12 protein-coding genes and 1 pseudogene are annotated in these 11,902 nt (G+C 46.7%); 4 read left to right on the top strand and 9 right to left on the bottom strand.

What is annotated here, in order from left to right; translation table 11 throughout:
- Nucleotides 1-194: 194 nt before the first annotated feature.
- Together LQK91_RS14885 and LQK91_RS14880 are read right to left on the bottom strand one after the other, a co-directional pair.
- The gene (locus tag LQK91_RS14885; protein WP_105099638.1) at nt 195-467 is read right to left on the bottom strand and encodes a hypothetical protein; all 273 of its coding nucleotides are present in this window, start codon (nt 465-467) and stop codon (nt 195-197) included.
- Nucleotides 445-960: pseudogene (locus LQK91_RS14880) on the bottom strand (DUF2778 domain-containing protein). Before LQK91_RS14880 ends, LQK91_RS14885 begins: the two are co-directional and overlap by 23 nt.
- A gap of 696 nt (nt 961-1,656) precedes the next feature.
- Here LQK91_RS14880 and hemH point away from each other — a divergent pair.
- Nucleotides 1,657-2,628, top strand: coding sequence for a ferrochelatase (gene hemH, locus LQK91_RS14875; RefSeq protein ID WP_008924801.1), 972 nt, complete (start codon nt 1,657-1,659; stop codon nt 2,626-2,628).
- A gap of 330 nt (nt 2,629-2,958) precedes the next feature.
- Here hemH and LQK91_RS14870 read toward each other — a convergent pair whose 3' ends face one another.
- The 5 genes from LQK91_RS14870 to LQK91_RS14850 form a co-directional block, all read right to left on the bottom strand.
- Nucleotides 2,959-3,654, bottom strand: coding sequence for a cyclase family protein (locus LQK91_RS14870; protein WP_003851719.1), 696 nt, complete (start codon nt 3,652-3,654; stop codon nt 2,959-2,961).
- Between the two features lies 1 nt (nt 3,655).
- Nucleotides 3,656-5,005 carry an MFS transporter gene (locus LQK91_RS14865; RefSeq protein ID WP_105099639.1) on the bottom strand — a complete coding sequence of 450 codons (1,350 nt, stop codon included), beginning with the start codon at nt 5,003-5,005 and terminating at the stop codon, nt 3,656-3,658.
- Nucleotides 5,006-5,398: 393 nt separating this feature from the next.
- Nucleotides 5,399-5,755 (bottom strand): DUF4440 domain-containing protein, encoded by a 357-nt coding sequence (locus LQK91_RS14860; RefSeq protein WP_105099640.1) that lies wholly within the window; start codon nt 5,753-5,755, stop codon nt 5,399-5,401.
- A 129-nt stretch (nt 5,756-5,884) separates the two neighbouring features.
- On the bottom strand, nt 5,885-6,196 hold the full coding sequence (locus LQK91_RS14855) for a hypothetical protein (RefSeq protein ID WP_105099641.1): 312 nt from the start codon (nt 6,194-6,196) through the stop codon (nt 5,885-5,887).
- A 186-nt stretch (nt 6,197-6,382) separates the two neighbouring features.
- A complete protein-coding gene (locus LQK91_RS14850; protein ID WP_105099642.1) occupies nt 6,383-7,354 on the bottom strand; it encodes an IS110 family transposase in 972 nt (323 codons plus the stop codon).
- A 305-nt stretch (nt 7,355-7,659) separates the two neighbouring features.
- Between LQK91_RS14850 and LQK91_RS14845 the strand changes: the two genes are divergently transcribed.
- The 3 genes from LQK91_RS14845 to LQK91_RS14835 all read left to right on the top strand — a co-directional run bounded on the left by LQK91_RS14845 (nt 7,660) and on the right by LQK91_RS14835 (nt 9,972).
- Nucleotides 7,660-8,448: a phosphotransferase family protein gene (locus LQK91_RS14845; RefSeq protein ID WP_105099643.1), complete on the top strand. Its 789-nt coding sequence runs from the start codon at nt 7,660-7,662 to the stop codon at nt 8,446-8,448.
- Between the two features lie 234 nt (nt 8,449-8,682).
- Nucleotides 8,683-9,264: a DUF6886 family protein gene (locus tag LQK91_RS14840; protein ID WP_105099644.1), complete on the top strand. Its 582-nt coding sequence runs from the start codon at nt 8,683-8,685 to the stop codon at nt 9,262-9,264.
- A 105-nt stretch (nt 9,265-9,369) separates the two neighbouring features.
- Nucleotides 9,370-9,972: a site-specific integrase gene (locus LQK91_RS14835; RefSeq protein ID WP_105099645.1), complete on the top strand. Its 603-nt coding sequence runs from the start codon at nt 9,370-9,372 to the stop codon at nt 9,970-9,972.
- A 60-nt stretch (nt 9,973-10,032) separates the two neighbouring features.
- Here the strand turns inward: LQK91_RS14835 and LQK91_RS14830 are convergent, their stop codons facing one another.
- Together LQK91_RS14830 and LQK91_RS14825 are read right to left on the bottom strand one after the other, a co-directional pair.
- Nucleotides 10,033-10,653, bottom strand: a complete 621-nt coding sequence (locus LQK91_RS14830; protein WP_105099646.1) for a LysE family translocator — start codon at nt 10,651-10,653, stop codon at nt 10,033-10,035.
- A 294-nt stretch (nt 10,654-10,947) separates the two neighbouring features.
- Nucleotides 10,948-11,856 carry a LysR family transcriptional regulator gene (locus LQK91_RS14825; RefSeq protein ID WP_181405303.1) on the bottom strand — a complete coding sequence of 303 codons (909 nt, stop codon included), beginning with the start codon at nt 11,854-11,856 and terminating at the stop codon, nt 10,948-10,950.
- Nucleotides 11,857-11,902: the final 46 nt, after the last annotated feature.

The raw sequence follows: 11,902 nt of genomic DNA, 5'->3' as shown, positions 1-11,902 counted from the left end.
TAATACTTGTTTAGAGAAAGTGTGCTGCTCCGAAGGTCAGGGTTCGCTTTGAGCGATAAGCGGACGTGAAATAGTATCGATAGGGACGTTCTGCTATATCAAATATAACGATACGCTCGCGAACCCTTGTTGGTGTTGATTTTTCAGACAGAAGTGCAGGGCAATATAAACCCCAGGTTTTTAATGCAACCAGCCTATCCACGTTTTACTTTTTTAATTGCCATTTTTACTAACCAATACATGGCTAAAGCGTAAAAAGCGATAACGGTCACAAGGGAAAAGAACGTAACCGGATCCGTACCGGCTTCGTATACGTCATCCTGATAACTGCCGAAAATTTGATGAGAATGTTCAACGAGCCACGCCGTCAGCGGATAGAGTGGCATCCCGTAACGCGATACCATAAAGGCCGCAATAAAGCAGACGAAAAAACCCGCTGCTTTTCTAGCGAATTTTGCTGTTTGCAAAATTACTTTCTCCCTGAACGTCAACGTAGCCGTATGCCATCAAGCTGTTTCGCGAACCCGGCTCGCGAATTGTTTTTCTCCGGAGCAGCGCCTGTCTTACCGTATAGAAATCAGTGCGCCGCACGAAGGTGATACACCCTTCACTTTCTCCGGAGCCGTCTGGCCGAAGAGGATGCAGGCGGAAACCGCCGCGGGCAACGCCATTGATGAAGATGGAAACACTCATCGTTTCAGAATTAAAGAGCGCAAACCATTCAGAATGATTTGAGTTGTTCCAGGTGTCGACGGCCTATCCTCTGATCCGGTTAGCGATACTGCCTTCAGGACGCGGAACAATCCAGTAGCGCCCGACCGGAATGGCACTGTTAGGCTTGTAAGTACAGTTTGGATCATTGGTATAAGGCTTTTGGCCGGAAAATACCGGGAAGGTACCCACGCCGTAAACGTGTAGCTTTGCTTCGCCGCCGCCCTTTGTTAGATCGTCGTAGGTCATTCTCTTTAACTGCATTAAACGCTCCCTGCAGGTTATAAGGCATGCCAGTGAACCGGGCAATGCTACCATTCATTCATAGAGAAGTTAACGGGCAGGCGGGCGCTTGACAGCCAGTGTTCTTCTGCGAGCCAGACAGCATTATTTATCATAAGACTATTTGCCGCATCCCGTCATAGGCATTCGGCGCGATCCTTCAGCACAAATACGTATGTCCGCTTCTGGCACAAAGCAGAAGTGCGTCTTAGGCAAGGTCCGCTTTTCAGCAAGTCGCGGACGTTGCTAAAAGCGTTCTGTATGAATTAACAGGGAGCAGGTCAGTCGCCTACATCACTCTTACGCATAAAAAGATAAAGCCTGAGGCATGCATCTGCGCGAGCATCCAGATGCGGTTTTTCTCACCTCCTCCAGCCAACTAACCCCCACACGCCGACTTCGATAATGACGTCGCGTAGCCCCGCACCGGTTAAATCTGACGATAGAGAAAGTAATGTTTTTACTGATGATATGCCCTAAAATCATGATCGTTCAGTCAAAGCGATGGCTGCAATCAGTTGCATAGAATCATAAGCCGTGAAACCGTAAAGCTGCATTGCAAATATTTCTACAAAATGAGGTCAATTTGAGGCCTGAAGACAAGCAGCTACGGAGTGACTGGCATGAGTGAATTAGTGACAATGGCTTTGAGGGCCCCACTTAATGACGAATAAACAGGGTGTTTTGATTGTTAACCTTGGAACACCAAATGAACCAACGCCTGCTGCGGTTAAGAAATTTTTATCTAAATTTCTGCATGACTACAGAGTGGTCGACTTACCGAGAATCATTTGGTGCCCCATTCTACATGGCGTGATTATCCCATTACGTGCGAAGCGAGTGGCGAAATTATACTCTTCGATTTGGATGGAGGAAGGTTCCCCTCTCATGGTTTACAGCGTCAGGCAAGCCCGTGCGCTTGAAGAAGTGACAGGTTTGCCCGTCGAGCTGGGGATGAGTTATGGCGAGCCGGGTATAGGTAGTGCAATTGACAGGCTACTGGAAAAAGGCGTAGATAAAATTATCGTCATTCCTTTGTATCCCCAGTTTTCATCTTCGACCGTTTCTTCTGTTTGGGATAGCGTGAGCCGTCACCTGCAGACCATGAAGAACCGCTATACACCCTCCATAAATTTCATCAATGACTATGCCGATCTTCCTGCCTACATTGAAGCGTTAAAAGCATCCGTTCTGGCATCTTTCGAAGCTAACGGCATTCCAGATGCATTGTTGATTTCATATCATGGTATACCGGTAAGGTTTGTCAAAGAGGGGGATCAATACCAGGAAAGATGTGAGTTAACGACAAAGTTACTCATTGAAGCAATCAATATGCCGTCATTGAAAATATTGATGACGTTCCAGTCAAGATTCGGCAGAGAGCCATGGTTAACGCCTTATACTGATGAGACAATTAAAAATCTGCCGAATGAAGGAATAAAAAGCCTGCATGTAATCAGCCCGGGGTTCGCATCAGACTGTTTAGAAACGCTTGAGGAGCTTGATGAGCAGAACAGGGAGATTTTTATGCATGCGGGTGGTAAATCGTTTACTTACATACCGGCGCTTAATGATAAACCGATTCATATCGAGATGCTGCGACAACTTGTGAACCTTAATCGGTTTCAGGCATGATTTTCACATTCTTGTGAGCAGGATGTTGCATGTGTCAACATTCATAGTGAAACCAGAAGTGGGCCCTCCCGGACATGTATTTGATACGTGCCGGGACGGCCTTATAGGGGCCGCCTGGAAAACCCGCTACGCCAGCTGCAAGCAACTGTCTTATACGTGGGTATGAGTCGAAGATTATTCGAGGGCAGGTCAGCTATAAGCGAGGAGCGGACATTGCTAAAAGCGTTCTGTATGAATCAGCGGGGAGCAGGTTAAACATCGCCTGCTCCCCGTTAATTAATCCTGAGCTTCGTTAAAATTGCGTCCTGTTCAGGCAAACACCCGCGCCATTTACTCTACTAGCGCCACTGCCCGGATTGGCGAAGCCGATGCCCCCTTAATCCTGAGCGGAAATGCCATGAAAATAAATTCGGAAGGCAATGCTTGAAGATTAGCCAGATTCTCAATGATCAGGCAATCAGAGCCGAGAACGGCAAGGTGAGCCGGGTATGCTTCATTATTATATCTGTCCAGCGACATGGCATCTGTACCGAAAACAGTAACGCCTTTTTCAATCAGATAATCTGCTCCTTCGCCTGATAAGCCTGGCCAGTTTTGCAAAAATGGCGCCTGGTTTGGACGACAGCTCCACTTCTCATCATAACCCGTTCGAAATATCACAATATCTTCTGCAATGATTTTTCCTTTATCAGCTTCCCAGGACTGGATCATTTCTACAGTGATGTCACTGTTCTCTGCCAGATGCGACATATCCAGGCAGCGACCCCGTCCGGTGAGCTGGCGCACGTCAATCTGCTCTATAGTTTTTCCACCTTCAATGAAATGAACAGGCGCATCCACATGAGTACCGCAATGATCGCCGAGGCTAAGTTGACAGTTATAATTGCCATCACCAGCAATGTAGTCTTCGGCACGGCTGCAGAAGAATTTTCCATGGGTTGGCCAGACTGGCATGAACTCTTCATAGAGATGGTTTAACTCAATGAGTTTATGGTGACGTAATAAAGTGATCAGATCGCTGGTCATATCAGGCCTTTTTCAACGTTACTGTTTCTTTAATGAACCAAAGTGGAACACATGAGATAAGTAATACCGCGACAATAACCAAATAGTGCACGGTGAAACCGTAGTTGTGAATAATCCAACCACTAATGGGTGCGACCAGAATACCAGCGATGCCAACTGCGAGGCCGATCATCAATCCCATGCTGGACGCTGCAGCACGAGGAGATGAGTCGATAAGTAAAGCATAAGCCACAGGGTAAGGTGAGTTGCGGAACAGGCCCCAAAAGATAAGAATGGCCCAGCCAAGTGTTGCGGAATGGATGAACATGCAAAGCGCCGCTGCCAGAATCCAGCCCGTAATAATGATGCCCAGAGAGCGTTTACGCCCTTTCAAATCCGAGAAGCTGCCCCACAAAATCTGCCCAATCCAGCCAGTCAATCCGGATGCACCAGAGATGATTGCTGCGGTCGAGAGGTCGAGTCCAACTTCACGCGTCAGTTGCAGCGTCAGAAAGTTAGCTATCCCCATCTCTGCCCATGTAAAACCAAAAATCAGCAGAATACTCAATTGGCAGTTGCGGTTTTTCAGGCAAGATGCGGCATTAGCCCATACCGAACTCTTTTCAATGGTGTTCTGCAATGATTCCGTAACGGGCGGGGTCAGATTGTTATCAACAATCCAGTCATTAACCCTCTGATGATTTTTACGTGTACCAACGATTAACTGTGCCACCAAAATAACTAAGCCAATCAGTGGAATAAACAGAAATGCTTCACGCCAGGTCGCAAAAGCCAGAATGGCTGCGATCAGGATAGGACCAATAAATTGTCCTAGCGGAAATCCGGTATGATGTACTCCAATAGCAAATCCACGGTTCTCTTTCTGCCACCACTCCCCGAGCAGAGCAACGTTTATCGGTTCCGACCCCCCGGTTCCCATGCCCATTGTGACACGCAGAACCTGGAACGCTCCCAGCGTCTTACAAAAGGCAGTCGCAACACCTGAGATAATTTCCACAAGCACCGTTACGCACCAGCTGTAACAGCGCTTATGCCCGGCACCTAACCAGTCTGAGAACAAACCGAAAACCACAGCGCCAGCTAAGGTTCCAACAAAGCTAAGTGAGTTGAGCCAACCTGCCTGAACTTCGGTCAGGTTAAATGACTGCATTATTGCCGGAAGCAGAGTAGGAAGAATAATCCTGTCAATTGAGTTCATCAGGATCGCAAGAGTCGTAATGACCAGCATCCACCAGGAGAGAGGATGCGCTTTAGGGAGAAAACGATATAGCCCGGTGCGCGGAGCGTGTTCACCGTCAGTCCAGGTCTCTTTTGGCGACTTTTTCGTCTGTTCAGATGTGGAAGTTGTCATATCTGGTGCCTTAGAAAAATATTTATTGTCAGCAGCCCTACTGATGCCGCTGGCGAGCCCAGCCCCTATTTGTAGTTATTATTGTTATGTTTAAGGAAACAATAGATCAAAATTTAAACACCTTGGTAACATAGCTATTGCGGCTACTACCATACAAGTAGCTTGCAGTTGATACTTGACCTTGATCACGGTTAATCAATGATTAAATAAAAAAACCATTAAAGAGATCACATAACTGGACTGATTTGTCGGGTGATTTATAACCAGGCAGGCTGTTCAGGTATTAAATTGAGTTTAAAGCAGTAAAATCCGAGTGTCCGCTTCTGGCACAAAGCGGACTGATGCAGAGATCAATGTCCGCTATGAGCGAAGAGCGGACGTTGTATTTGACATCTACACGCTCTGTGCCTCAGGTGTTCCCTGATGAAATACCAGTTTCCATTGCCCGTTCTCAGATATTTCCCAGCATGAAGAACGAAGGGATGCACGACTACCATCTGGATTAACAGTTCTGTAGTGCAGTATTGCGAATTTATCTCCAGCACTGATAAGCCGGAAATCACTACTAATAAGAGCTGGAACGCTATCTTCATCCGAAAGGGCTTCAATAGTTTCTGCACGATCAACTAATACGCCTGAACGCGTTATTTCGCTAAATCTCTCATGGAGTATCTGTTCAAGCCATTCCCGATTTTTTCGCCTACTGCCATGAAGAGAACATTCGAGTCTTTTTAACGTATCCAGTAGCATAGTGGTTGCCCTCATCACAATCGAACATTAACTCTTAAGGCAATAATCGCTGGAATGCAACGCCCGTTCCCGGCACAGATCTAGTTCAAACTGCGGCGCTGAGGTTTTGCTATAGGTGAGGAGCGGAAGTTAGTCAATTATTTCCGATGGTTTTTCATTCTCGGGCGACCAATACCCACCGCTGCCATGGTAAGTTTCAGCACCTAATACAAACTTAGTTCCACAGTGCCTACAAACAAAATGGTAATCGACGATATCACCCCATATCATCTTTTCAGCACACTCTTGAAAGCTGTATTGATTCCAGTCATCCGCTGCATCAATTTCGGCCAGAACCCCTTCACTGAGCGCATTCTTAGCAATACGGATTGCTTTACGTAATTGTTCAGGTTGGCGGATAACGTATTTAACACATAAATTTAGGCACCAATCGCAACTCATTAAACAGCCTCCATGATGATATGCTGGCGTGGTTTACCACTATAAGCCAATCAAATTATTCACAACTTCTTCTATGTTGAACTTCTGAATTGATGTTAGCAACGTCCGCTCCTGGCACAAAGCAGCCTGTCTGCCAACTGAAGTTGGTTAAATCTTGCCTGTTGCATGTCTGTCAGATTTTCTCGATTACTGATTAACAGTAGCCTTCACTTCTACACGAGAGCTAAAAGCTGTTCCCGATTTAAGTACTCCGAAAATTATATGGATAAGTTTGCGCATGACTGCCCCCACGACAAGCATTTTTGGCTTACCGCCAGTCAGAAGGCGCTGTCCAAATATACGGATGTCCGGGTTGTGTTTTAGCGCAACCAGAGCGGGCATATAAAGTGCGCACCGGAGTCTGGCATCTCCCATTTTCGACATGCGTGTTTTGCCCCGGACTGATGATCCGGACTGGTGATGGCGGGGATTAAGTCCCAGAAAAGCGGTCACTTCCCTGGCTTTTCTGAACTCTTTGCTGGCCATGAAGGACAGCACCAGACTGCTCGAAATGGACCCGATGCCTGGAATTGACTGCAGCAAATCATCCTGTCTTTTCAGCTCAGGATCATTACTGATGTGGTCTTTAATTTGCCGCCTTACCGCTTCAAGTTCCATCTTAAGATGGTTGATCATGCGTTCCACTGAATCCTGAGTGTCAATATCTGCATTTTCGCGACGATTGCATTCCATTCTCAGCATACCGTTAAGTGCATCGATACGCCGTACAAGAGCCTGCAACTTTCTGACGGGCGCAGCTACGGGTTTCCATTGGTCTGGCTGCATGGCTTTACAAAAGCGTGCAATCAACCGGGAGTCTGCTTTATCAGTTTTAGTTCTGGTAAGTTCAGAAGCCGCAAATCCCTTAATTCTTGCGGGGTTAACGATGCTGACTTTCAGATTCTTTTTGTACAGAAAAGTAGCGAGGGCAGTACCATAGTTGCCAGTTGCTTCAAGACACACATGAATGTCCGGAATATTGCCTGCCTGCAGCCACTTACTGAGTGCTGTAAAGCCGGCGGGGGTGTTTTCAAATGCTTTACACCGATAAACCCCATCACAGAGTTCAGCTGCATCAAACTTCTTACTGGCAATATCAATTCCAAGATACACAGTCATAGCTTTTCCTCGTTGAGTTCAGCTGACCTACCTTGCAAATTCAGGCTCACCGGTATGCGGGGCCACAGATACCCTTCGGTCATACGCTGAAAAGAGAGGCAAAGCGGCAGTTATCTTATTCGCTGGCTCACTGGCCAAAGGATGTCGCCGGCCTGCTTTGCCCCGGTTCTAACACACAGAATCTGTCTGTTCTGTGTGGCTGATTATACAAGGATGTCGTTGCATAACTTCACCTATACCACTACCAATTTGCATTACACTTTAAAACAGGTAAAACCAACCCGCTAATTTTGAAGAGATAGTGCATATCTGCGATGGATTTATCCAATATGGGCACCGCCAAAGTGGTGCTGAATAACAGTGATTGCGATAAAATTGTTATAGAAAAGTGGCCTGTCAGCGAAGTTGAGTGGGCCTTTTATCAATACGCGGCAACAGAGCTTAACCAGGCAGAGGTTGCAACGCCTAAGCTCTTGTCTGCTGATGCTAACTTACGCAAGTTAAGAATGGAGTATATTCCTTACCAGGTTAACCAGGCCGCTGTGGCAAATGATGATGCCATAGCTATGTTGGGGCGCCTGCATTGCTATCCTGGGACTTCTGAATGGCTCTATCACACCCATACCTGGACAGAAACAGCGCTTGAAAACTCTCTCCTACTTTTGGCATTACCTGACAAAAGTGCACAGCAGCTACGGCGTTTTCAGCAGTGTAGTGGTCAGTTATTTGGCTACCAAAGCCTGGTTTCAGGCGACAGCAATGCAGGCAACTGGGGAAGAAGAGCAAGCGGTGATTTAGTTCTTTTTGACTGGGAAAGGTTTGGCAAAGGAAGTCCTGCTATTGACCTTGCTCCCCTTATAAAGGGAATGGGGACAAAACACATTTTTATAGACCTTGCAGAACGCTATTGCCAGCTATCCTTCCACCAGAATATCAATGAGCTGGCCAGAGAAATTGCTATTGCAAAAGCCTGGATTGTCACAGAAGTGATTGTCCTGCTTCATATGCGGCAAAAGACCGCCTTTTCTAAATATCTGAACTGGTATAGAGAACACCTTCCCGATTGGTTAGATAACGTCCAAAAAATATTATGACGAATGCGTTTTAAAATTCTCCTCTTTACAGGAATGTCTGTTTCTCGCTCTTAGCAAACATCACGCCCGCGTCAGTCCGCTCTGTGCCAGAGGCGGACGCTTCACATCTCCAGTTTAAGAACTGATCAATGCCTGCCTGAAAATTTAAAATTAGAGACTATTCATATGGAGGTAACTTTCTTCATTCAGGGTGAGCTATTTGTAGTGTTGGATACATTTTGACTGGAGTATTAAATGCGTCTTTTCCATTTCAGCGATAATCCTGATATCACCCTATTCAAACCCCGCCAGTTAAGGGTTCATGTTGACCGTCCTGCCGGACAGGAGTGGCTAAATGGGTCACTTATATGGGCTACAGATGAAGCGCATGAACTACTTTATCTTTTCCCTCGTGAGTGCCCACGCATCGTTTTCTGGTCACTGCCTGGCACATGCAGAGTGGAGGTTGAACAATGGATGGGCAGCGACTCCCATGCTACTGCCATAGCCTGTATCGAACGTTCATGGCTATCACGCTTTCAAAGTGGAAAAATTTACAGATATGAATTGCCTGTAGATGGATTTGAACCAACAGGAGAAGTCGGTATGTGGGTGTCACGAACTGATGTTATCCCAACTTGCATGAAAGAGGTTTCCAACCTTGATGCTGAACTTGCATTGCGCAATATAACGCTTCGGGTAATGGAAAGGCTAACGCCACTCAAAAGTATATGGCTGACATCACTTCACGCTAGCGGGATAAGATTGAGAAACGCCCAAGACTGGGGCAAACCAGGCTGGACGCATTCGAACCCGGGTCGTCAGGTTATTGTATAAACTTATAGCAGGCAGGTTAGATCCTTAAGTAAGCATCAGTAATGTCTGCTCCTCGCTCATATTGGACAACCATAATCACATCTCCTAACCCAAAGGAGATTGAGCATGACAACATTCCCATGGAACAAGGGCCGTCTTATTGGCCAGAAACGGCCTCTTCAGATCTCTCATATCTGGGGAATCCGTATCAGACTTGAGCTGGAAGGAAAAGTACGCGATTTAGCTCTGTTTAACATGGCTCTGGACAGTAAACTTCGGGGCTGTGATCTGGTTAGGCTAAAAGTTTCTGATGTGGCCTATGGGCACTCTGTTTCGGGCAGAGCGACAGTGCTGCAGCAAAAAACGGGAAGCCCCGTTCAGTTTGAACTGACTAAGGGAACCAGAGAGGCTGTAGCCGCGTGGATTAAAATGGCTCATCTACGTAGTAGCGACTATCTGTTCCAGTCCCGCGTCGGTTCTTCACGACATATCTCAACTAGGCAATATAACCGTATTTTTCATGGATGGATAGATAAGCTGGGTCTCGACGAGACTCTGTACAGTACGCATTCTATGCGAAGAACCAAGCCATATCTGATCTATAAAAAAACGAAGAATCTTCGAGTGATCCAGCTACTGTTAGGTCACAAAAAACTCGAAAGTACAGTCCGTTATCTCGGTATTGAAGTGGATGATGCCTTGGAGATATCTGAGTCTATTGAAGTTTAATTTCTGAGGGCTGCAACAGCAGCCCTGTGCCAAAAGCGGACGACGCTAGTCAGTCCAGAGCTACCTCGTGCTAATAGCAAGTTTAGCCGCGAAGCATAAAAATAAGCCCCCTGTTGCTCTGTCCATCACACGGACGAAGCGACCTTTCTTCAATACGGCTGACGCAAATTGCGTGGATAAAATGAGAGTGATTGACCATATAGTCCCAATCGCTACGTGGATGCTGACCAGGATAAAAGTCCATATTAAAGGTGAGTGACCGGCAGGTACGAACTGTGGCAAAAAAGAGACATAGAAAATGCCCATTTTAGGATTGAGCACATTCCCCAGCATTCCTCTGATAAACCAACTCCCCTGAGAAACGTTGTTGTCATCATCATCACTGAATGATGATCGAGGACGTATCAGGAGTTGTAAGCCCAGCCAGCTCAGGTAGACCGCGCCACAAACTTTCAGCACAGTGTAAGCCATCTCTGAAACCGCCAGAAGAGCGCCAAGACCCAACGCGACCAACGCGCCCCATATAAAACAGCCAGCATCAATGCCAAGCGCAGCGTGAAAAGCCTTTTTGCCGCCCTCAGCACAAGCGGTGCGCAGAATAAGTGCCGTATCAAGGCCGGGAGTCAGGGTAAGTAACAGTGCTGCGAGAGAGAATGCGAAGAGGGAATCGTTAACAGTCATTTCTTAGTCCGAAAGAGCAGATGCTAATCATTTAGTTCTACATAATCAATCCAACAAATATCACTTTTTTAAAGGTCCGCTCTTCGCTCAAAGCAGACGTTCACTTTTCCTGTCCCTCGAAAATGGCCTTCTAAATCCTGATCTCCACTTGCAAGCTAAGAGGGTATCTTACTTCGGGCGTATGCCAACAGTCCGCTTTTGGCACAAAGCGGACAGGCGGGCTTAGCTGAAGGTCCGCTATGAGCGAGAAGCGGACCTTTTACCTCGGTCCGGGATACCGGATTGTTTAGTCAGTTATATGCCTTCCTTGCTGCGTACCTCTAAATCGGCAATAGATAATTGCAAATGTTCCAGAAACGCCTTCACTTTGACAGGTAGATATTTTCTGCCGGAATACAGCGCGTAGAGCACCAGATCTTCAGGTTCGCGATTACAGTTAATTTTTATAAGGGAGCCGTTGTCGATTTCGGATTCACACGCATGGAGAGGCAAAATGGCGAAGCCAAGTCCTTTTAATGCAGCGGCTCTCGCCATCTGTCCGCTGTTCACCTTGTAACTGGAATGTACCCGGACGGTTTGGTTTTGTTTAAATCTCCAGGGCGTTCCCTGGAGTACCGACATACTGGTAATGCAAGGGATGTTGGCTAATTCATCTGGCGATCGTGGCAAGGGGTAACGTTTCAGAAGTTCTGGTGCGGCCACCACACAGCTTGGCCAGCGCAGAATTTCCCTGGCAACCCAGCTGGAATCTTCCAGTGGTCCACGCCCAAAGCGTAATACTAGATCAAATCCGTCCAGTAATCCTTCTGTTGGATCCAGCTGAGTGTCACAACTGAGCTGTATTTGTGGATGCCTGATGCAGAAGTCAGCAAGGATATCGGCCATGAATGGAAGGTCTGGGGTAATGATCTTCAGATGGCCTGAAAGTGAATCACCGAATAGGGATACTTCTTCAAGGGCATGGTCCAAAGCGCGCGTGAGCGGTGTAATGGATTGATATAGTTGTTTACCGGCTGCGGTCGGAATTATCTTGCGGGTTGTGCGCTCCAGCAGCCGCACGCGAAGTTGTTGTTCAAGTAAAACGACATGACGGCTGACATTGGATGATGGCAGTTGAAGCTGATCTGCTGCGAGCTTAAAGCTCAACTTTTCATAAACAGCCTGGAAGCAGATCAGCCACTGCATCTCAAATTTCTCAATCATAAATTATCCCAGTAAATGAGATTAATAAAACTATATTGCCATATTT

The organism is Pantoea sp. MHSD4, assembly GCF_021043305.1.
Lineage (GTDB): Bacteria > Pseudomonadota > Gammaproteobacteria > Enterobacterales > Enterobacteriaceae > Pantoea > Pantoea eucalypti.
This window is presented reverse-complemented; position numbering and strand designations above follow the sequence as displayed.